General features: G+C 36.4%; 21 protein-coding genes. 8 read left to right on the top strand and 13 right to left on the bottom strand.

Annotation, left to right across the window (positions count from 1 at the left end):
- Positions 1-31: 31 nt before the first annotated feature.
- Together P278_RS14535 and P278_RS14530 are read left to right on the top strand one after the other, a co-directional pair.
- Positions 32-1,747: an amidohydrolase gene (locus P278_RS14535; RefSeq protein ID WP_038268487.1), complete on the top strand. Its 1,716-nt coding sequence runs from the start codon at positions 32-34 to the stop codon at positions 1,745-1,747.
- Positions 1,748-1,782: 35 nt separating this feature from the next.
- Positions 1,783-3,981 (top strand): DUF748 domain-containing protein, encoded by a 2,199-nt coding sequence (locus P278_RS14530; RefSeq protein WP_449488629.1) that lies wholly within the window; start codon positions 1,783-1,785, stop codon positions 3,979-3,981.
- A gap of 26 nt (positions 3,982-4,007) precedes the next feature.
- Here the strand turns inward: P278_RS14530 and P278_RS14525 are convergent, their stop codons facing one another.
- A complete protein-coding gene (locus P278_RS14525) occupies positions 4,008-4,397 on the bottom strand; it encodes a Fur family transcriptional regulator (protein WP_038268483.1) in 390 nt (129 codons plus the stop codon).
- A gap of 80 nt (positions 4,398-4,477) precedes the next feature.
- Between P278_RS14525 and P278_RS14520 the strand changes: the two genes are divergently transcribed.
- From P278_RS14520 to P278_RS14505, 4 genes are all read left to right on the top strand, one after another.
- On the top strand, positions 4,478-4,966 hold the full coding sequence (locus P278_RS14520; RefSeq protein WP_038268481.1) for a DUF2938 domain-containing protein: 489 nt from the start codon (positions 4,478-4,480) through the stop codon (positions 4,964-4,966).
- Between the two features lie 162 nt (positions 4,967-5,128).
- Positions 5,129-5,782: a hypothetical protein gene (locus P278_RS14515; protein WP_051413598.1), complete on the top strand. Its 654-nt coding sequence runs from the start codon at positions 5,129-5,131 to the stop codon at positions 5,780-5,782.
- Positions 5,783-5,817: 35 nt separating this feature from the next.
- On the top strand, positions 5,818-6,858 hold the full coding sequence (locus tag P278_RS14510) for a DUF481 domain-containing protein (RefSeq protein WP_051413597.1): 1,041 nt from the start codon (positions 5,818-5,820) through the stop codon (positions 6,856-6,858).
- Positions 6,859-6,883: 25 nt separating this feature from the next.
- Complete coding sequence (locus P278_RS14505; protein WP_038268476.1) at positions 6,884-8,332, top strand: hypothetical protein; 1,449 nt, start codon at positions 6,884-6,886, stop codon at positions 8,330-8,332.
- 113 nt (positions 8,333-8,445) lie between these two features.
- Here the strand turns inward: P278_RS14505 and P278_RS14500 are convergent, their stop codons facing one another.
- The gene (locus P278_RS14500) at positions 8,446-9,195 is read right to left on the bottom strand and encodes a hypothetical protein (protein WP_051413596.1); all 750 of its coding nucleotides are present in this window, start codon (positions 9,193-9,195) and stop codon (positions 8,446-8,448) included.
- A 499-nt stretch (positions 9,196-9,694) separates the two neighbouring features.
- On the opposite strand from P278_RS14500, the gene P278_RS14495 reads away from it, so the two are divergent.
- The gene (locus P278_RS14495) at positions 9,695-9,889 is read left to right on the top strand and encodes a cold-shock protein (RefSeq protein ID WP_038268474.1); all 195 of its coding nucleotides are present in this window, start codon (positions 9,695-9,697) and stop codon (positions 9,887-9,889) included.
- Positions 9,890-9,925: 36 nt separating this feature from the next.
- Here P278_RS14495 and P278_RS14490 read toward each other — a convergent pair whose 3' ends face one another.
- On the bottom strand, positions 9,926-10,915 hold the full coding sequence (locus P278_RS14490; protein ID WP_051413595.1) for an endonuclease/exonuclease/phosphatase family protein: 990 nt from the start codon (positions 10,913-10,915) through the stop codon (positions 9,926-9,928).
- Between the two features lie 50 nt (positions 10,916-10,965).
- Here P278_RS14490 and hflX point away from each other — a divergent pair, with 50 nt between their 5' ends.
- Positions 10,966-12,186, top strand: a complete 1,221-nt coding sequence (gene hflX / locus P278_RS14485; RefSeq protein WP_038268472.1) for a GTPase HflX — start codon at positions 10,966-10,968, stop codon at positions 12,184-12,186.
- 49 nt (positions 12,187-12,235) lie between these two features.
- Here hflX and P278_RS14480 read toward each other — a convergent pair whose 3' ends face one another.
- The 10 genes from P278_RS14480 to sufD all read right to left on the bottom strand — a co-directional run bounded on the left by P278_RS14480 (position 12,236) and on the right by sufD (position 20,843).
- Positions 12,236-13,150 (bottom strand): DUF3078 domain-containing protein, encoded by a 915-nt coding sequence (locus tag P278_RS14480; protein ID WP_038268470.1) that lies wholly within the window; start codon positions 13,148-13,150, stop codon positions 12,236-12,238.
- Positions 13,151-13,212: 62 nt separating this feature from the next.
- Complete coding sequence (locus tag P278_RS14475) at positions 13,213-13,722, bottom strand: DUF2480 family protein (protein WP_038268468.1); 510 nt, start codon at positions 13,720-13,722, stop codon at positions 13,213-13,215.
- Positions 13,723-13,747: 25 nt separating this feature from the next.
- Positions 13,748-14,077 (bottom strand): DUF59 domain-containing protein, encoded by a 330-nt coding sequence (locus P278_RS14470; RefSeq protein WP_038268466.1) that lies wholly within the window; start codon positions 14,075-14,077, stop codon positions 13,748-13,750.
- Between the two features lie 18 nt (positions 14,078-14,095).
- Complete coding sequence (locus P278_RS14465) at positions 14,096-14,518, bottom strand: SufE family protein (protein WP_038268464.1); 423 nt, start codon at positions 14,516-14,518, stop codon at positions 14,096-14,098.
- Between the two features lie 34 nt (positions 14,519-14,552).
- Positions 14,553-14,996 carry a hypothetical protein gene (locus tag P278_RS14460; protein WP_038268462.1) on the bottom strand — a complete coding sequence of 148 codons (444 nt, stop codon included), beginning with the start codon at positions 14,994-14,996 and terminating at the stop codon, positions 14,553-14,555.
- 335 nt (positions 14,997-15,331) lie between these two features.
- Positions 15,332-15,739, bottom strand: a complete 408-nt coding sequence (locus P278_RS14455) for a hypothetical protein (protein WP_038268461.1) — start codon at positions 15,737-15,739, stop codon at positions 15,332-15,334.
- 96 nt (positions 15,740-15,835) lie between these two features.
- Positions 15,836-16,921 (bottom strand): zinc metalloprotease, encoded by a 1,086-nt coding sequence (locus tag P278_RS14450; protein ID WP_038268459.1) that lies wholly within the window; start codon positions 16,919-16,921, stop codon positions 15,836-15,838.
- A 161-nt stretch (positions 16,922-17,082) separates the two neighbouring features.
- Complete coding sequence (locus tag P278_RS14445) at positions 17,083-18,060, bottom strand: zinc metalloprotease (RefSeq protein ID WP_038268457.1); 978 nt, start codon at positions 18,058-18,060, stop codon at positions 17,083-17,085.
- 221 nt (positions 18,061-18,281) lie between these two features.
- Entirely contained in the window at positions 18,282-19,520 is a 1,239-nt protein-coding gene (locus P278_RS14440; protein ID WP_038268455.1) for an aminotransferase class V-fold PLP-dependent enzyme, read from the bottom strand.
- 6 nt (positions 19,521-19,526) lie between these two features.
- Positions 19,527-20,843 carry a Fe-S cluster assembly protein SufD gene (gene sufD, locus P278_RS14435; RefSeq protein ID WP_038268669.1) on the bottom strand — a complete coding sequence of 439 codons (1,317 nt, stop codon included), beginning with the start codon at positions 20,841-20,843 and terminating at the stop codon, positions 19,527-19,529.
- Positions 20,844-20,875: the final 32 nt, after the last annotated feature.

Here is a 20,875-nt window from a genome sequence, read left to right as displayed (position 1 = left end):
ATAATAGAATAATTCATTATTTAAACGTATTATGAAATTCATCTATATTGTTCTTGCGTTTTGCATTGTATCATGCACAGACACTAAAAAAGAAACTGCTCATTTAGACAGTATATACTTCAATGGTGATATAATCACTATGGAAGGAGATCAACCTGGCTATGTGGAGGCTATTGGTATTAAGGATGGAAGGATTGCTCGTGTGGGGACTCAGGAAGAACTAATGAGCATGGTTGGTGATTCAACGATCCAAAAAGACCTGAATGGTAAAACGCTTTTACCTGCATTTTTAGATGGTCATGGTCATTTTTACAGCGTAGGTTTTGCTTCAATTGTAGCCAACATATTACCTCCTCCGGATGGACCAGGCCATAATTATGAGTCGATCGTAGATGCCTTGAATCAATGGAAAGAAAGCGAAGATGGTAAATATTTCATCGATAAATTCGGCTGGATTATTGGAAACGGCTATGATGACTCTCAACTAGAAGAAAAGGATCACCCCAAAAGCATAGATCTGGATAAAGTAAGTACTGATATCCCTATTATCATTTTACATCAATCAGGACACCTTGGAGTTATTAATTCGAAGGCGAAGGAAATCCTAGGAATTACTAAGGACACCCCTAATCCAAATGGGGGGTCCCTAAGAAGAGATGCCAACGGGAATCCAAATGGAGTTCTCGAAGAAAATGCCATGTACAATGTTTTGGTGCCAATTCTTGGAAAAGCTGATGAAGACTTTGATTCCAAATGCATCAAAAAAGGACAAGAGGAATACGCCAAAAAAGGATATCTCACCGCTCAAGATGGCAGAAGTTCAACCGCACAAATGGCTGCTTTTATCAAAGGAGCCGAAAATGGGCTTTTTTATATTGATGTGGTATCTTACCCTGATATTACCTTAGGACCTGAAAACGTAACTGAAGATTACTACAGTACGGATCACCAATATAAAAACAATTATAGAATAGGAGGAGTTAAATTAACCCTAGATGGTTCACCACAAGGTAAAACTGCGTGGTTAACTCAGCATTATCACGTTCCGCCTCAAGGTCAGGATAAAGATTATAAGGGATACCCGGTCATGCCAGACTCCATGGCGATTAAATATGTAAAAGAAGCATTCCAAAATAAATGGCAGCTGCTTTGTCATACCAATGGGGATGCGGCAATCGATCAATACATAATGGCTGTAAAAGCCGCCGAGGAAGCTTATGGATATGACGATCATAGAACGGTAATGATACATGGACAAACTTTACGAAAGGATCAAATTCCTCAGCTGGTAGATCTGGAAATTATGCCTTCATTGTTCCCGATGCATACCTTTTATTGGGGGGATTGGCATGTTGAATCAGTTCTAGGACATCCTCGGGCTGACTATATTTCACCATGTCGGGATGTTATTGATGCCGGACTAAAAATCACGTCTCATCACGATGCCCCGGTAACTTTTCCTAACTCTTTGAGAGTACTGGATGCCACGGTAAACAGAGTTACAAGGAGTGGTGCCGTTTTAGGTCCGGAACAACGTATTAGCCCATATGAAGGTTTGAAAACATTAACTGAATGGGCTGCTTACCAATATTTTGAGGAAGATCGCAAAGGAACCATTACGGAAGGAAAACTGGCAGACCTGGTGATTTTAGATAAAAACCCATTAAAGATAGATCCCTTAAATATAAAAGACATAGAAATTATAGAAAGTATTAAAGAAGGTAAAACGGTTTATCGGCACCCATAAACAATTCCATTTAAGTTCAACAAATATCCCCATAAGTGAAAATCAGGAAGCGACATATAAGGAACGCGCTAGTAACATTATTTATGGTAATCATTATTATAATGCTAGCCTTTCCTTCTTTCGCTAAAAACTATTTGATAAAAAACAGCAAGGAGTTTCTAGGAAGGCAGATTGATATGGAAAAATTACGTATCAATTACTTTACAAGCACTTTAAAAGTTTATAATTTTAAAATGTATGAAGCCAATGATAAAGACATTTTCACCTCGTTTGACACCTTATTGATAAATGTAGCACCCTTAAAATATCTCAGCAATGTTAAGGCCTTGGAGCAATTTTACCTGGAAGGCTTAAGGGTAAATATCTCCAAAAAAGACAGCGTATTTAATTATGATGATCTCCTTGCCTACCATAAGCCTTCTGATTCAGTTAAGACAGACACTACAGGTAAAGCATCAGTTAAATATTTGCTTGAAAACCTGGAGTTAAAAAATGCTTCATTTCTTTATTATAATGCCAATGTAGACGACGAAACCCGTATTGATAACTTTTCATTTTTAATTCCAAGAATAAGTTGGGATCAGGAACAGGAAAGTAATGCCAAACTAAAATTCAATTTGGATAATGATGGCTACGTTGAATCTGATTTTAATATGTTTCCGCAAACCGGCGAATTTAATGGAACCATACGCTTCAATCAATTACCACTAAATTCTTTTTATAAGTATGTAGCCCAATATGCCCGTATTAATGCATTAGAAGGAACCGTAAATTCTACTATTAACTTTAACGGGAATAGTAAGAATCCTAATGAAACCATTTTATCAGGCACAATAGAAGGTTTGAAATTAATGCTGACTGACCAAAACAATCAAAAAATTCTGGGAGGGGAGAAAGTTACTTGTAAATTAAAGAAAATCGACCCAGCCAAAGCTTCATATATCATAGAATCCCTGAATGTTGAAGAACCTTACATTAAATTCGAGCTTGATACTGTTTCCAACAATCTTTCTCGCATTTTTAATCCCTTTGAAGATCTTAAGGAGAGTGATGAAAAAAATTCAGAAAATTTGTCTGGTGAAAAGAAAATTTATTATGCTATAAATAATGTAGAGGTTAAAAATGGAGTCTTAGATTATACCGATAATCTCACCGGAAAGCCATTTGATTACCATCTTAGCGAAATTCTGATAGACACTGACAGTATTAAAAGTGAAAGTGAATGGGTTGAGTTCACTTCCGACATGCTTCTAAATAATAGGGGGACCCTTAAAGCTGAGGTTGGTTTTAATCCTGCCAATTTGAAGAACATGCATCTCGATATTGCCATTAAAGACTTTTTACTCTCAGACCTCAATATTTATGCGAACTATTATGCCGGACACTCTGTACTGCGTGGTGATATGTTTTATTTTACTGATTCTAAAATTACCAATGGTATTATAGAAAGCAACAACAACTTATTAATAAAAAATGTTTCTGTTGAAAATATTAAAGGTGGACTTTATTCTTTACCGTTGAAATTTGCTGTTTTATTGTTAAAAGACAAGAATGGAGACATTGAGCTTACAGTACCAGTAAGAGGTGATTTGAACAAACCTGAAATAGATGTCTGGAAAATTGTTTGGGCTACCTTAAAAAAGCTCATCTTTAATACCACCAAAAACCCGGTAAAACATTTAGCCCAATTGGTAGATGCAAAACCTAAAGACCTGGAGCAAATTACCTTTAAATATCCCGATACAATTATCAACACCGAGCAACAACGAAAATTAGATCTCTTACTACGATTGGAAAAAATTAAACCCGGATTGCAAATTGAGATGAATTATATCGCGGATAATGATCTGCTCAGAGAAGAAATAGCCAAAGTGAATGGGTTGGACTCTTTAAAAAATGCATCTGAGGACACCATATACGAAAATATTAAAACTAATCTTCCAGCTGACAGCCTTTCAAGAGATAGTGTAAGCGTGGAAATTGGTTTAGAAAAATCAAATCTCTCTCCACAACTAGACTCTATAGCCCAACAATATTCGGATGCTTTAATGTTGAATATAAAAAATTACCTGAAAACAAAACAGCCGGAAACGATCATTAAAGTTCAGAAAGCTGATCAAAAAAAACCGGAAAATGTAGGTGCTGTAACCCAGTTTAAAATGAAATACACTATGAAAGATAGTTCAGCTGGTAACAAGGAAGAGCTACAGGAAACTCCCAACGATAAAAATTAGAGCCTTACGTAATAAATTCCTCTTATCTAAACTCCATTTCGTTGCTTACAACATTTTGAGCAATACCCTGAAATTACACCGTTGAAATTAATGGGTTCATAGCCCTCTGGCAATTGAACTCTAAGCTCATTCTTTATACAAATTACATTCCGACACTCAATACATCTAAAGTGAAAATGATTATGCTGATGCCCATTAGTACAATTACTGCAAAAGGCAAAGTATTGCTTTCCATCATCACCAACAACTTTATGAACGATACCATCCTGACTAAACCTATTCAAAATGCGATAAATTGTCGCTCTATCCGTATTTAGGCTCATTTGTTCCTGTATCATTTCATGATTTAAGGCCAGCCCCGATTGTTTTAAAATATCTAAAACTTCCTGTTGCGATTTCGTATTTCTTCTACTCATAATTAACGCGACTATGTTGCGATAGCAAATATATTATTATCTTTGAAATTCTAAAATCCCATTAAAATAAAACTACGCAAATGGAACTCATCCTCAAAACAACCTTGGTTGGAATTGGCGCTACCATCTTTATGGACCTATACGCCTTAACCCTTCGAAATCTTTTTAAAATCCCTTCATTGAACTACGCCTTACTAGGTAGATGGCTTGGCCATATCCCCAAGGGTAAGTTTTATCATCTGAATATAATTACCTCTACCCCCATTAATAAGGAGCTTGCTCTTGGTTGGATCGCCCACTACAGCATCGGTATAGGTTTCGCTTTTATTTTAAGACATACTTATGGTGAAGCATGGTTAAGTGACCCCACAATTCTGCCAGCTATTATTATTGGTCTTACAACAATCATTGCCCCTTTCTTTATAATGCAACCCGCATTTGGCTTTGGTGTAGCAGGCTCAAAACTTCCTCAACCTAATTTAGTAAGATTAAAAAGTTTACTCACCCATTTAATATATGGTCTTGGATTATATGCAACCGCTAAACTCATTTGGCTACTTACACTTTAAAGCGCTAAGATGAATAGACGACATTGTAATATATAGTAAGTTATATCTTTCAAAAAACAATTATCATTCTTTCTTTAGGACAAAATATTTTTATGTATTTTTATAAAGAGTAACGCAAAACTGCGTGTCTTCATAACTGAAATTCAAAAACATAATTAATCTATGAAATCAAAATTACTACTAGTCATTGGTTTGGTAATGGTTGCCTGTGGAAGTAATACCAAAATCACCGGGGCATGGACCAACAAAGAAAAACTAGAAAACAAATCATTCAGCAGTGTTTTCATCGCCGTGCTGTCCTCAAATACAGCTGCCAAAACCCTTTTAGAAGATCAGCTCGGTTATGAAGCTCAACAGGCCGGCATCAAGGCAATTAAATCGCACAATACCTTTCGCACGACCTTTACTAAGGAAAGTAAGCCTTCAAAGGAAGAGTTGCTTTCAGTTATAAGAGGTACCAACTCCGAAACTATTTTTACGGTTGTTCTTAAGGATCAACAAAGCGAAACTCGTTACGTTCCGGGAACTACAAACTATGCTATGGGCTACGCTCCACTAGGGTATTATGGTTATTATGGCAGTTTCTGGGGATATTATAATAACATTTACCCCTATGCCTACGACCCTGGTTATTATACCACAGATAAGGTTTATTACTTAGAGAGTAACCTATATGATGCTAATACGGAAGAACTTTTATGGTCCGCTCAGTCCAAAACTTACAACCCATCTGATTTAGACAGTTTTGTTGAAGGGTATACCAGGGCTATCATTAAAGAACTTATAAATGATGGCGTGTTAAAATCAAAGAAATAAACACTCATAACTGCTCAAAGAGACACAAAAAAAACATGAAGTTTTATCAACCACATCAAGGCACATTCAAACTCATTTATGTTTTTTTGTGTCTTTTATTCTTCAAAGCCCATGGGCAAAATGACACCATTACATTGAAGAATCAGGATCGACTCATTGGCGAAATCAAACAAATGTCTAAAGGAGTTCTTACAATTGAAACTGATTATAGCGATGATGACTTTAAAGTTACATGGGTTGAAATACAACAAATTATAAGTACTCAGAATTTCCTGGTTACTCTTAAGGACGGACGCCGAATAAACGCTTCCCAGATAAGTCATAAAGAAAGCTCTGATGAGATCATATTAAAAGAAGAAGATAATAAGGTCATCACCATTCATGTGGAAGACATCGTTTTTATACGGTCTGTAAAAAAAGATTTTATTTCTCGTTTGGATGCTTCCCTCTCTTTCGGATTTAACTTCACGAAATCAAAAAACCTCAAACAGTTAACTGTTAGAAGCACCCTGGGTTATACGGCAAATTTTTGGAGTGTAGAAGGCTCATATAACTCGGTGAGAAGTAATCAGGACGATTCGGATGAAATTCATCGAACTGACGCTTATGTTGCCTTTAATTATTTTCTTAAAAAAGATCGTTTCATATTATTTTCATCAGAGTTCCTTGCCAATACAGAACAACAGTTAGACCTGAGACTTACTCATAAATTAGGATTTGGTAAATATTTTGTTCACACCAATAGAATGTATTTAGGAAGTGGAGGAGGAATAGCTCTCAACAATGAAAATTATTTCAATGATGATGATGACCGGAAAAGTGCAGAACTGTTCGGGATGGTCGAGGTTAATATGTTTGATTACGAAAACATCAGTCTACTTTCTAACCTCACTGTCTATCCCAGTTTAACTGAAAGTGGAAGGTGGAGAACCGATTTTAAGGTAGACTTAAAATACGATTTGCCATTGGATTTTTTCATCAAATTAGGTATAACGTATAACTACGACAATAAACCCGTACAGGGATCGGCATATGATGACTACATTTTACAAACCACTTTTGGTTGGGAATTATAATTGAACTCCATTAAAAGGATCGTAAATGAAAAGCTGCAGTAAACTCATAACAATTCTTGTTTTTTTCAGTAACCTGATTGTGTACAGCCAGGATACGCATTATTGGAGTCAGCAGTTCGGAACAGAATCGGCGTTAATGTCAGGCGCTGTTATAGGCGGTGCAAACGATAATACCATGCTCTTTTACAACCCAGGTGCATTAGGATTTCTGGACAACACCTCCATTTCTGTAAATGCCAACGCCTACAGGATTGAAAATATTAGTATCGCGAATGCTTTGGGAGAAAAAGCCAGTTTTAACAGTAAGCAATTAGGCTCTGTTCCATTATTAGCAGGAGGAATGATTGACACCAAAAATGAAGACTGGAAAATCGCTTATGGTTTCATGGCCCCGGTTAATTTTGATTTTAAAGCTATTGCGAGACGTGATGGAAATTTTGACATTATTGCCAATGATGAAAGTCCGGGATTAGAAGAACTTTTTGGCGAATCCAGCATTACCAACAAACTATCTGAAATTCTAGTTGCCTTTGGGGTAGCTCACCGATTTAATGACAACTGGTCATTTGGGGTAAGTAATCTCATAACCGCCAGATCACATACATTTAATCGCAACTATTCGGCATATGTTTTTATGAACGACGCCAATAGCACCCTGGTAGGAGGTAATCTTTCTCAAAATATCGATTACTATAATGTTAGGTATGCGGCAAAATTGGGTTTATCTTATCAAAAAGGAAACTGGAAAACAGGACTAACCATTACGACCCCTTCAATAAGTTTTATGGGAATAGGAACCGTAGCTTCGAATATCGCAGCAAGAAACCTTAAACTTATCGATGATGAAAGAATTAGTGGTGTTGCCACGGATAGACAGGCAGAATTGAAAACCACTTACAAATCGCCATTTTCGATTTCCGGTGGCGTTAATTACAATAAAGATAAATCTAAAATTGGAATTGCTTTTCAATATTACGCCAGTATCGATGTCTACGATATCATGGATGTTGCCCCAAATACATTCGTACGACCAGCCTCACTAGCCCCAGAATTAACAAGCGATTATTTTATGAGGGCACAGGCAGCGGCCAAAGATGTATTTAATATAGCCGTTGGATACGAGTACATGCTCAAAAATGATTTATCCCTCTATTTAAGCGGACGTAGTGATTTAACATATTTTGATAAAAGATTGAATGAATCGAATGGAATTAAAGCCACCATAAGTGATTGGAATCTATATCACTTTGCTTCCGGTATTACCCTAAAGAAACAAAAAAGTCAATTAAGTCTCGGATTACTTTACAGCACTGGCGTTACCAACAATTACGAGCAAAAAGGAAGCTTAAACAATCCGGCTGAAGGAAACCTTTTACAAGGTTCAAGAACCATTACGAAAGCCTCATACAACTCGTTAGGGTTCTTACTTGGCTATACGTTCTATTTTAAAAAGTTTGAACTTCAGAATGATTAAACTTTAGCCTCGAGCTTCAACGAAGCCAAACCAATTCACAATAACTAAACACCTCACAATCACAGGCCCTTCCAATTTAGAGCTCCTTAAATGTATACGCCGCAACAAGCAATTTAAAAAATCTTGAGAAGTTGTAGCCCTGTAGCACTTTCAGCTTTTAATACCTCTAGTTGTCCAGACACCTCCTGGTAGAAACAAATACCCAAAAAAGCAAACTTTATACCTCCCCCTGTCGGGATGTCTTTAGATCTTAACGCAATTGTACTACTATCAAAATCCTTTCCTATCACCCTCGACTTTGCCATATAGGTTGTAGCGCTCAACGTATCAAAGTCCATCCGAACAATCCCAAATCGCAATTCAAAATGTGAGGCATTTCCATAAAATTTAAACTGTTCCATATTAAACTCTGATATACGACAGATATAATTATCCTTATCAAAGGTAATCTTACACATAAGACTGGAGGCAACATCCCTTTTAGGAGTAATTCTAAAATCCAGTAACAACTTGCGTCCGGCATCAGATTTTAACCCATTGCCTACTGTTCGTTTACCACGTTCTGACCAGACATCACAAACCTTTATTTCTTGAAATAACCTCATCATTCTACCATGTAAAGTAGGATCATTATAATGTATTAAAAAAGGATGCAGACTATTTTTAAAAACTTTTTTGGCACGTGAGCAGAAACCAAACTCACTGCTGTTTTCCCGTACTCTTTTCATTTTTGGAGATTTCTTTATAGCCTCCGAGTTAAAGCCTCCACCGGCTTTTCGAGCTACCGGAACACCTTTTCGATAATAAAAATTAATATCGCCAATAGTGCCTGTTAATTTAATAATGCCTTTTTGCTTTGCCATGTCAATAAAGTTTGGTTCAGTCACTATATAAATATACATAGAAAATATTTATAGTATATATACACCGTATTTACGATATGTATATAGCGTATATATAGCGTTTTTTATTTATTTCTAAATCTGACTATCATGTAATCATCTGAGATAGTAGACACGAAAAAGAAAAAACGACTCAAGCCCTCTGAAATTCGCGTTTGGAACAATTCAGACGGACTGGTATTGAGGGGCCTATTCCCATCGGGACTCACTTAGTAAATAAAAAAGTAATAATTAAATAGTTTTATCCGATTTAATGGCGTTACTTTGCACAGCATTAGCAACATAGAGCACAAGGGCTAGCAATTTTTTATTCTTCACACAATAATTTATTCCTAATTTTTGATTCTTTGCTGGATGACTTTTGATGTTTTCGTCAATTGTTCATGAGAAGGCCATTACTTCTTAAAGCAATACGTATGACTATATCATTATAATTAGAACATTTTAAATTTAGTATACAATGAAAGAAGGAACAGTAAAGTTCTTTAACAGAACCAAGGGATTTGGATTTATCACAACAACTGACTCTAACGAAGATATCTTCGTTCATGAAAGTGGTTTGATTGACAACATTAGTGATAATGACAAAGTACAATTTGAGACCGAAAGAGGAAAAAAAGGTCTAAATGCAGTAAACGTTGAAATCATCGATTAACTGATAAACGAAGGGCCATCAATAAGATGGCCTTTTTTAATCATTTTTCTTTAAAAGAACATAAACAGGAAAGTGATCGCTATATCCTCCCAGATATTTTCTTCCGGCATATGTTCTAAATGGGTTTCCCTTAAACCGACCATGCCATTCTCGCAAGAACATTCTATCAAACACATCCGCATGGGCAAATGAATGAGTTCCTGGAGTATCTTCAAAAAAATTATTGGTAAATATAATCTGATCAAACAAATTCCATCTTGAGCGATAACTCAAGCTCCCTTTATTAAATGGATCCACTAGTTTGGACATCGGATTATACAAATCGGGGAGCATTAAATGATCTTTTATACTCGTAGACATCGGATCATCATTAAAATCTCCCATTATAATAACGTTAGGATCAGCTTCTTCTTCTTTAATACCATCCATTACGCTATGAATTGTTTTAGCGGCCTCAATGCGCTTGTAATCAGTTTGAGCAGCCCCATCTCTCCTGGAAGGCCAATGATTTACCAATACATGTACTTCCTGATGGTTTAAAACTCCTTTTACATACAATATATCTCTCGTATAATCGCGGGCACCATCTACATTATCAATCAATAAAGGAATGGCTTCAGAGTTAATTACTTCAAAATCCCTCTTACGGTACAAAAGAGCAGTGTCAATTCCTCTTTCATCCGGAGAATTGAAATGTACATAACCCATATCATATCCGTTCAAATTTTTAGAATCTATCAGATCTTGCAGCACATATTGATTTTCAACCTCTGCAAGCCCCACTATTGAAGGAGCTGTTTTTGCAGCCTGATAACCAATTTCCGATATAGCCTTTCCTAATTTGTAAATTTTATTTTGATAACGCTTGTCATCCCAACGTTTTTCCCCTCCCGGGGTAAAATCATCATCGAGCGTATTTGGATTATTTCTGGTGTCAAATAAATTTTCAAGATTGTAAAATGCAACTGTATATAAATTGCTAGCAGATTTTCCAGAAAATGGCGGTATATGTTTAATATCTTTCATTATTTAAAAATAGTAAATCAAATACTTACCTTTGTACTTTAATCAAATATATGCTTGAAAAGAAAACATTAGACTATGAAAAGGTTGTTCTTATCGGTGTTGTAAACCAAGAACAAGATGAGGAAAAATGTAAAGAATATTTAGACGAACTGGAATTTCTGGCCTATACAGCTGGCGGTGAGGTTATTGAGCGGTTTTGGCAGAAAATAGACACGCCAAATCCCAAAACATTTATCGGAACCGGAAAAATGGAAGATGTCCGTGCTTTTGTAAAAACTCACGACATTGGAACCGTTATTTTTGATGATGAATTAAGTCCGGCGCAACAAAAGAATATTGAAAAAATTCTTCGCTGTAAAATCCTGGATCGTACCAGTTTAATTCTTGATATTTTCGCGCAGCGTGCTCAAACCAGTTATGCACGAACCCAGGTTGAATTAGCTCAATATCAATATTTGTTACCTCGATTAGCCGGGTTATGGACTCACCTTGAAAGACAGCGAGGGGGTATCGGAATGAGAGGTCCGGGGGAAACAGAAATTGAAACTGACCGTCGTATTGTACGTGACCGAATCGCTTTATTAAAAAAGAAGCTGGAGAAAATAGATAAGCAAATGGCTACTCAAAGAGGGAACAGAGGTTCTTTAGTTCGAGTGGCCCTTGTAGGGTATACGAATGTCGGCAAGTCTACTTTAATGAACGTACTCAGTAAAAGTGAAGTTTTTGCCGAAAATAAATTGTTTGCCACCCTGGACACAACCGTTAGAAAAGTTGTTATTGGCAACCTTCCTTTTTTATTAAGCGACACGGTAGGTTTTATAAGAAAATTACCTACACAGTTGGTAGAAAGCTTTAAAAGTACCCTGGACGAAGTTAGGGAAGCTGATTTATTGCTACATGTGGTAGACATCTCTCATCCTAATTTTGAAGAGCATGTAGCCTCTGTAAATAAAGTCTTAGATGAGATAGAAAGTGCAGACAAACCAACCATCATGGTGTTTAACAAGATTGATGCTTACGAACATGAAAGCATTGATGAAGATGATTTGGTGACCGAAAAAACAGCAAAGCACTTTACGCTTAAAGAATGGAAGAACACCTGGATGGGGAAAATAGGCGATTACGCCCTCTTTATCTCTGCCCTGAACAAAGAGAATATGGAAGAGTTTAGAAAAAGGGTTTATCAGGAAGTTCGAAAAATACATATTACCCGCTTCCCGTATAATCATTTTTTATATCCCGAATACGACGAAATGGAAAAAGACTTATAATAAAAAAGCGCCTTGTCAGGCGCTTTTTTATACTATTATATTTTCTTTATTAAAAACCTAAATTCACTCCTAAACCAAAAACTTCTCTCAGCTGTAATGCACTTACAGCATTGTCATCATAAACTGTTTGCACTGTAAGGTTGGTTGAAAGGTATTTATTGATCTTCATTACAATATTCATGGTATAGTCTAAATCGACATTTTGCGGATCTTCAAGATAATTTGAATACAAACTCAAAATATTCTCCATACTCACATTTTCCATGATATTAAACTTGTAATAACCAGAGGCATAAAAACCTAATTCATAACGAAATGTATCACCAGGATCAATTCCATAGGCTTGTAATGCATTTACATTATCAATCCCACTGTGCTGCACAAAGCTTCCTAAATCAGAATCGTATATATACAAATCATCTTTAATAAAAGTCATTTTTGAGGTAGCCGGTGATAAATTAAACTTAAGATTATCACTTTTCTTCCACTCCATACCTGGTCCAAAGGTTAAGTATGCCGGATTGAACAAGCCAGAAGTAGGAAAATCAGAATCCTCATCATTATCATAATCATACCCGTCTGTAAACTGAGTTTTAAAGTTGAGAAAGAATGAGTAATTCCAATTATCGAAGGCCTTTCTACCTACCAGTGAATTCAATTCAAAACGATCATCCGTTTTGCGCGTACCCAGATCTTTGGTATTCGTGAGACCATACGAGGCTATTACCTTGTTGTCCCAAGACCAATCTCCTTTTAAATAATTAAAATCATAATTAACTCCAACAGTTCCAGAAACATTGTTTTGCCCTCCTGCTACCCAGTTCTTAAATGCCGACTGATTGAGTAAAAAAGTAAAGGTTCCTTTCTTTGTCCAACCTTCTTTTTGTTTTTCTTCAGCAGCTTCTTGCGCATAACTAAAAGAAACTCCTGTTAAAATGAATAAGGTGAATAAAACTTTCTTCATAATAGATTCTTTGATGTTTGATAGTATATAAGGTTACTTTTGTTTAAGCCAGTAACTAGATCTTACTTTTTTCTTTTATAAAGCGGCACGGAGGAACAAGCTTCGCCATACATCATACTCTTCACAATTGGCTGGAGCTTTTGAATAAGGAAAAGATACGCATTTTTTGGAACTGGTTTATCAGAACACCCTTTAATAATAACCGGAAGATCCTGATATGCTGAAACATCTAAAGCTGCAATCTGTTCCTGATATAAGACAGACTCCAGCATTTCCAGGTCCCCAACGACTACCTTTCTGGCATATGAGGACAAATAGGTTGTTAGTAACATATAGGCCCATGCAGGAATTATAGCGTCGGTTGAGCAATATAATGCTACATATTTATTGGCATATTGCTCCCATTCGTGCTCCTGGGCCTTGGTACGAAAATCTTTTTCACGAAGTAAGAAACCTTGTTCTAACCAATCAGAAACATCAATTTGAATTCGCGCTCCTTCCGGATAAAAGTCTTCAAGATTAATGGTAACCAGTTTACTTTGGGCTACCCTATTTACAATTTCATCAGCCATTTAAACAATTTTTGATAAGCCGACCTTATAAAAGACCGAGCTCCAGTTTGGCTTCTTCACTCATTAAATCCTGACTCCATGGTGGATCGAAAGTAATCTCAACCACACAGTCTTTCACCATATCAACTGTTTTAACTTTCTCTTCCACCTCAACAGGTAAAGTCTCTGCTACCGGGCAGTTAGGCGTTGTTAACGTCATTAATATTTTTACTTCACTATCCTCATTGACAAAAACATCATATATCAATCCAAGTTCATATATATCTACTGGAATTTCCGGATCATAGATGGTTTTTAAAACCGTTACTATTTTTTCTCCTAACTGTGCTGTATCTATTGTTTGTTGATCGCTCATCGTTTAATTTTTATAATTTTAATTCAGTTGAGTTTGATAGGCCACTGCATACAATTTAAGCTGCTTGATCATGCTCACCAAGCCATTAGCCCGCGTAGGTGATAAATGTTCCTTCAACCCAATTTCATCAATAAAGTCTGTTTCTGCATTTATAATATCTTGTGGCTTTTGATTTGAAAAGGCACGTACCAAAATGGCAATAATCCCTTTGGTGATAATAGCATCACTATCGGCAGTAAACACTAATTTATCATCTTCAAGCTCTGCATGTACCCATACTTTACTTTGACAACCTTTAATCAGGTTTTCATCAATTTTGTATTGGTCATCTATAATAGGTAACGATTTTCCTAGCTCAATCATATACTCATATCGCTGCATCCAATCATCGAACATCGAAAACTCATCCACTATATTATCCTGTATCTCCTGAATAGTCATTTCTATTTCTTTTGAGACAAAAATACAATAAGAATTACTGCTTTTCAACAGTTTCTGCCAATGTTAGGATAGCTTTAACCAATGACTCAATTTCTGTGGGAGGATTTCCATGATCGAATGTACTCGATTTATAGTTTTTATCGGCCGTTAACACCTCCAAAGTGGCATGTGGTGCTGCATCTAATGACCTGCCACTACTTTGAGGTTTATAGGCACTCAGTTCGTCTAATGAAACCTTCCTCACCAATTGCATCAATTCATTCCATTTACTCTCCGGAGTATTAAGTTCCTGCTGAAAGGAATTTAAGCCCGTTTGTCTTACGAGTGTTCTGTTTGAGGTTATTATAATTTTATACTGGGAACCCCTGGTGTAGGTTTCATACTGAAAGCCGGTTACCGATTCCTGATTAGTTTTTAACGAATCACATGTCATTGAAATTGAGGTTATAATCACAAATAGTATTGCTGCTATTTTCATCCTGTGTTTTTTATAAAGGTACAAAAAAAGGCACCCGAAGGTGCCTTTAACAATTCTCATTGCGTATTTTGAATTAGTTCAAGAAACTTTCACGAGCTCCACCAGCTGCAAAAATCGCTCTCATTCTTGCTTTTTGTTAAAAAAAGTAATCACATTAAACCCCAAAATTAGAATAATGAGTAACGCCACTATAGATCTGAACATATTTCCCACTTGAAAACCATATAAAATCAAATAATATATGGTTACCAAAATTAAAAATACATATAAAATGATCCTCGGCGTAGTCATTTTTAGATTCTTCATACTAAAAACTTAAATCTAGTTTCATAAAATTAATACCATTCCATACAAGTTCCAAATTCATACATTGCATAGACAGCTCCTACCCAACATAATGTTCTGCCAACAATTTTTCTAATGGCCTTTTTTGCTAATTGCTTTGTTACTTTACCATTAATAAGTTCAATTACTGTATCTATACCAACCGCCCTTAACAAACAGTAATAAAAATCTGGTTCCATTCGATAATTTGAATTATTATCGGGATGCATTAACTCAATTCTCTTTAAATAATCAGCTGAAGCTACTATGTTAGGATTATTTAAGTTTCCAAACTCAGCTATTAAATCTGATTCGGAGAAACCTCTTGCGTAAAAAAATTGTACACTACTTTCCAAATATGGTGAAATCAAATTTTTGGTCTCTACTTCAGAAATTTGATTATAACTTAAAGATTCCACTTCTGAACTCTCATATTGTATTGCATCAAACTCTTGAGAATCGTTTCCTTCTTCATAGTCCGGTTCTAATCTTGATGTTGAAGAACCAGTGCCATTTTATCTAAATTCTGCTCTCGGCCCTCCAGCCGCAAAAATCGCTCTCATTCTTGCTTTTTGACCTTCAGAGAACATATACATACAGGCATCATCAACATAATCCATATAATTCATGGTCATGTCATTCGATTTACAATTAACGGTTGGATACGATGGACAACCATAATTTGGTCCGTCTGAAGCAGGTGTATCGGCAACAAAATCATCCTGTCTACATCTACCATCACCCCAAATGTGACGAAGATTTAACCAGTGCCCAACCTCATGCGTGGCAGTCCTTCCTTTATCAAATGGAGCAGACACATACCCCTGATCTCCAAAATATTGAGGAGAAATAACCACACCATCAGTAGATGCATTACCTCCAGGGAATTGAGCATATCCCAATATGCCTCCACCAATATTACAAACCCAAATATTCAAATAATTAGATGGATCTACAGCGTCAGAACCTCCTTGCGAAGCATCTTTCATTGCATCTCTGGTCCCCCAGGAAGTCTTCGTTGAAAACTTGCGAATTACCTGATCTAAAGTAAAGGTAACATTAACATCTGCAACTACTGGTTCAAACTCTCCAGGCACTTGATTTAAGTCATTATTTGAAGCTGTGAAATCTTCATTTAATATTTGAATTTGAGAATTAATCTGAGCATCACTAATGTTCTCCTGATCCGTATTATACAGCACATGAACCACAACCGGAATGTTAATCGTTCCTAACCCATCATCAACCGGCGGGTCTCCTCCTCCATCATTTCCTCCATTGCCATTGCCATTTCCATTACCTACACCGTCAGGCTTTTTAGCAGCAATAAACGTTCTAAGATTTTTCTCAATGTTATACATACGATTATAAAGATTTGGATCCTGATCCAACTGTCTTTTTAACACCTGCATGGAATAACAATTTTTTCCTTCATTGGCTGACTTTGAGGCCAAATCATCTTCTTCCGGATACACATAAAAGTCACTCATGTCTATTTCCTGAGCAACCACTGCTTCTGTACTCGTATCAGTTACCTTTTCATTTTCACATGAAAGGGTTAACAGACTGAGTGCAGCCACAGTAAACAATACTTTTTTCATAAAAAATTAGTTTAAAAATTAATAATTAGCTGCACTAAGATATATTATTTTAACAATAATACTCAGTTTTGTTAAATTTTTTAAGTAGTTTTTCGACGAAATACAACATAAAAAAAGGCATCCGCTACGGAATGCCTTCATACTAACTCAAATATTAAATCTTACTGAGCCATAGCTTCTCTAAATCCGCCAGAAGCAAATACACTCATCATTCTGTTTTTCTGACCTTCGGTAAACATATTTAAACAAGGGTCGTCTGAATAATCCATGAAGTTCATAGTCATGTCATTCGTACCACAGTTAACCTGTGGATATGTTGGACATCCTCTACTTGGTCCATCAGAGTCAGGTGTATCGGCAACAAAATCCGAAGCGCCACAACCACCATCTCCCCAGATGTGACGTAGATTTAACCAGTGTCCAACTTCATGAGTAGCAGTTCTACCCGTTGAATACTGCGTTGTTCCGGTAAAACGATGATCTAATACCACACCATCAGTAGACCAGCTACCTCCAGGGAATTGAGCATAACCCAATATATTACCACCTCTATATGGCATATTGTTTACCACCCAGATATTAAGATTCTGTTGAGGGTTTACAACATCAGACCCTCCGCTTGAAGTAAATTTCATAGAATCATCAGGTCTCCACTGACGCTTATTAGACTGCACTCTGATTACATCTTCTAATACAAAGCGAATACCTACATTAGACTCCACCGCAGCAAATTCTGCAGGAATTGTATTTCGCCCTGGGTTGTTAAGATTAAAATCTTCATTTAAAGCATCAATCTGATCTTCCAGTTGAGACAAAGGAATGTTCTCACTCTGCGTTCTGTAAATCACATGAAAAATCACTGGAATTTCAAGAACACCATCGGCAGCAATTCGCTGAGCTAAACCACTTTTAATAGCATTAGCGGTATGCATTTCAATAGCGGCCATGTTGGTTGCTATCGAAGGATCCTTGGCTAAGAGCTCATCCAGAACACCCATTGTTCCACACTGATCATCTGATAATGCAAATTCTTGATCTTCCCCGAGGGTAACCCCCTCATCTTTAACCTCCGACGAGGTATTCTCACACGAAGTCATCAGTATAGCTATAGCAGCCATACTTAACAATACTCTTTTCATAAAAAATTAGTTTTAGTTATAAATTAGCGAAGCGAATATATATATTTTTTTAACAAATCATTAGTAGTCCGTTAAGGATTTTTAACAATTTTTCGATGAAATACACATATCTGTAAGAAACAGCGCTAATTCACGAGCATATAAACTTCAAAAAATAAAAAGAGAAATTGGTCTTAATACAAGGTACCAGACGAGCAATTATCGATAAATAAAAGAATGGGTTATAACAGCATATTTTTAGCCTTTACCACGGCCTCAACGAAACGATCTATTTCTTCTGTAGTATTATAGAAAGCAAAGCTGGCACGGATCGTACCTGGGATATTAAAATAATCCATTATAGGTTGAGCACAGTGGTGCCCGGTACGGACAGCAATACCCAATTTATCTATAATGGTCCCTATATCATAGGGATGTATCCCATCAATATTAAAAGAAATTACAGAGGTCTTATTGGCAGAAGTTCCATAGATTTTGAGCCCATCTATTTGCAGCAATTTTTCTGTAGCATAGGCCAGCAATTTATGCTCGTAATCCTGAATGGCCTGGAAACCAATCTTGTTGATGTAATCTAAAGCAGCTCCAAATGCAATTCCACCACAGATATTAGGTGTCCCAGCCTCAAATTTATGAGGCAAACCCGCATAGGTGGTTTTTTCAAAGGTTACTTCTGCAATCATTTCCCCACCTCCTTGATATGGTGGTAATTTTTGAAGCCATTCCTCCTTACCATATAAAACACCCACACCCGTAGGACCACACATTTTATGAGCAGAAGCTACATAGAAATCAACATCAAGCTCCTTTACATTTGGTTTAACATGCGGACATGCCTGAGCACCATCAATCAAAACAGCAGCTCCAACCATATGTGCTTTTGTAATAATCTCTTCAATAGGGTTTATAGTTCCTAAAGCATTAGATATATGATTACAAAAAACCAATTTGGTCTTTTCAGATAACAAGGCATCATATGCGCTCATTATCAGCGCGCCTTCTTCATTCATAGGTATTACCTTGAGAATGGCACCAGTTCGCTCACATAACATCTGCCAAGGCACTATATTAGAGTGATGCTCTAAGGCAGATACTATGATTTCATCCCCCTCTTGTAAGATGGCAGTAAAACCATTAGCAACCAGGTTAATACCGTGAGTGGTACCTGAGGTAAAAATGATTTCATGAGACTTATCAGCATTAAAATGCTTTTGAATTTTTACGCGTGCCTGCTCATATGCATCCGTAGCTTCCTGAGACAAGGTATGCACTCCTCTGTGGATATTTGCATTGTAGTTACTGTAATAGTCTACAATAACATCGATTACCTGCTGAGGGGTTTGCGATGTAGCAGCATTGTCAAAATACACCAAAGGATATCCATTTACCTCACGTTTAAGGATAGGAAAATCTTTTCTGATTTCATCTACATCAAAGGGCATATTCTGAATTACTGTACTCATAAAATATTATAATTCGAAACCAATATTCACATTAAGCTTCATCGCTATTAGCTTCTTAATTCTCTTTTTTACTTCATCAATCTTAACACTAGCTAATACATTGTTTGCGAAACCATACATTAACAATGCTCTTGCTTCTTTTGAAGGAATCCCTCTTGACTGTAGATAGAACAAAGCTTCTTCATCCAGTTGACCTATAGTACATCCGTGAGAACATTTTACATCATCCGCAAAAATCTCTAACTGTGGCTTAGTGTTAATTACTGCTCTGTCATCGATCAGAATATTATTATTCTGCTGAAATGCGTTCGTCTTCTGAGCAATTTTATCAACTAAAACCTTTCCGTTAAACACACCTGTACTCTTATCCGCATAGATACCTTTGTAGTCTTGATGACTTTCACAATTAGGCTGAGCGTGATGAACCAACGTACTGTGATCTACATGCTGCTTATCTCCAATAATCGTAATTCCTTTTAACGTAGAATCAATTCGCTCGTCTAAATGATAAAAATTAAGATTATTACGAGTGATATTTCCACCTAAAGAAAAAGTATGCACAGAAGCGTGGCTGTGTTTCTTCTGAGCGATATAAGTATTATCTATTAAAGATGCCGTTTGGGCGTCATTCTGAATTTTATAGTAATCAACGATTGAATTTCTATTGGCATGTATCTCGGTTACCGAATTGGTCAACACAGGATTCTCTGTCAAACTTTGATGACGTTCAATAATTTGTACATGGGCATTTTCTCCGACAACCACTAAATTTCTTGGCTGCAACATTAAGGCCGATTCCTTTCCTGTAGAAAAGTGCAATATCTGAATTGGTTTTTCAACAACCTTTCCCTTAGGTATATTAATAAATGCACCCTCGCGGCTAAATGCCGTATTCAAAGCTGTTAAACCATCATCTTTTGGGGCTATTTTATTAAAATAATTATCAATAATTAATCGATACTTTGGTTTTGAAAGTGCAGCACTCATCAAACACACATCAAGTCCTTCATGTGAAGTCTCAGAAAGGTAAGAACTGTATATTCCATCAACAAAAACGATCTTATATGAATCGATTTCATGTAAAAAATATTTCTTAACATCCTGAAATTGAAGTGCTGATTCCTCTTTAGGAAAAACAGTATAGTCGTTTTTCAAAAGCGCATTTAAGGATGTATACTTCCAAGACTCTTCCTTCTTTGTAGGAAAGCCTTTTTGTTCAAAAACCTTAATGGCCTCAGATCTTATTTCATGAACCGGTGCATCTACATCAATCTGACCTTCAAAAGCCATGAAAGATGAAACCAATTTTTCTTTCAAATCCATTTTATACTTTTTGTAATTTCTGTTCACACAGA

Origin of the sequence: Zhouia amylolytica AD3 (assembly GCF_000511935.2) — a bacterium.
Classification (GTDB): domain Bacteria; phylum Bacteroidota; class Bacteroidia; order Flavobacteriales; family Flavobacteriaceae; genus Zhouia; species Zhouia amylolytica.
The sequence above is the reverse complement of the archived record's forward strand: the minus strand, read 5'-3'. Positions and strand labels throughout refer to the sequence as shown.

Coding starts and splice junctions, on each gene's coding strand:
- P278_RS14440 (WP_038268455.1), bottom strand. CDS start 19,520: ATGAGTACAGTAATTCAGAATATGCCCTTTGATGTAGATGAAATCAGA.
- P278_RS14490 (WP_051413595.1), bottom strand. CDS start 10,915: ATGAAAGATATTAAACATATACCGCCATTTTCTGGAAAATCTGCTAGC.
- P278_RS14495 (WP_038268474.1), top strand. CDS start 9,695: ATGAAAGAAGGAACAGTAAAGTTCTTTAACAGAACCAAGGGATTTGGA.
- P278_RS14470 (WP_038268466.1), bottom strand. CDS start 14,077: ATGAGCGATCAACAAACAATAGATACAGCACAGTTAGGAGAAAAAATA.
- P278_RS14520 (WP_038268481.1), top strand. CDS start 4,478: ATGGAACTCATCCTCAAAACAACCTTGGTTGGAATTGGCGCTACCATC.
- P278_RS14505 (WP_038268476.1), top strand. CDS start 6,884: ATGAAAAGCTGCAGTAAACTCATAACAATTCTTGTTTTTTTCAGTAAC.
- hflX (WP_038268472.1), top strand. CDS start 10,966: ATGCTTGAAAAGAAAACATTAGACTATGAAAAGGTTGTTCTTATCGGT.
- P278_RS14510 (WP_051413597.1), top strand. CDS start 5,818: ATGAAGTTTTATCAACCACATCAAGGCACATTCAAACTCATTTATGTT.
- P278_RS14480 (WP_038268470.1), bottom strand. CDS start 13,150: ATGAAGAAAGTTTTATTCACCTTATTCATTTTAACAGGAGTTTCTTTT.
- P278_RS14515 (WP_051413598.1), top strand. CDS start 5,129: ATGAAATCAAAATTACTACTAGTCATTGGTTTGGTAATGGTTGCCTGT.
- P278_RS14475 (WP_038268468.1), bottom strand. CDS start 13,722: ATGGCTGATGAAATTGTAAATAGGGTAGCCCAAAGTAAACTGGTTACC.
- P278_RS14535 (WP_038268487.1), top strand. CDS start 32: ATGAAATTCATCTATATTGTTCTTGCGTTTTGCATTGTATCATGCACA.
- P278_RS14465 (WP_038268464.1), bottom strand. CDS start 14,518: ATGACTATTCAGGAGATACAGGATAATATAGTGGATGAGTTTTCGATG.
- P278_RS14525 (WP_038268483.1), bottom strand. CDS start 4,397: ATGAGTAGAAGAAATACGAAATCGCAACAGGAAGTTTTAGATATTTTA.
- P278_RS14450 (WP_038268459.1), bottom strand. CDS start 16,921: ATGAAAAAAGTATTGTTTACTGTGGCTGCACTCAGTCTGTTAACCCTT.
- P278_RS14445 (WP_038268457.1), bottom strand. CDS start 18,060: ATGAAAAGAGTATTGTTAAGTATGGCTGCTATAGCTATACTGATGACT.
- P278_RS14460 (WP_038268462.1), bottom strand. CDS start 14,996: ATGAAAATAGCAGCAATACTATTTGTGATTATAACCTCAATTTCAATG.
- sufD (WP_038268669.1), bottom strand. CDS start 20,843: ATGGATTTGAAAGAAAAATTGGTTTCATCTTTCATGGCTTTTGAAGGT.
- P278_RS14500 (WP_051413596.1), bottom strand. CDS start 9,195: ATGGCAAAGCAAAAAGGCATTATTAAATTAACAGGCACTATTGGCGAT.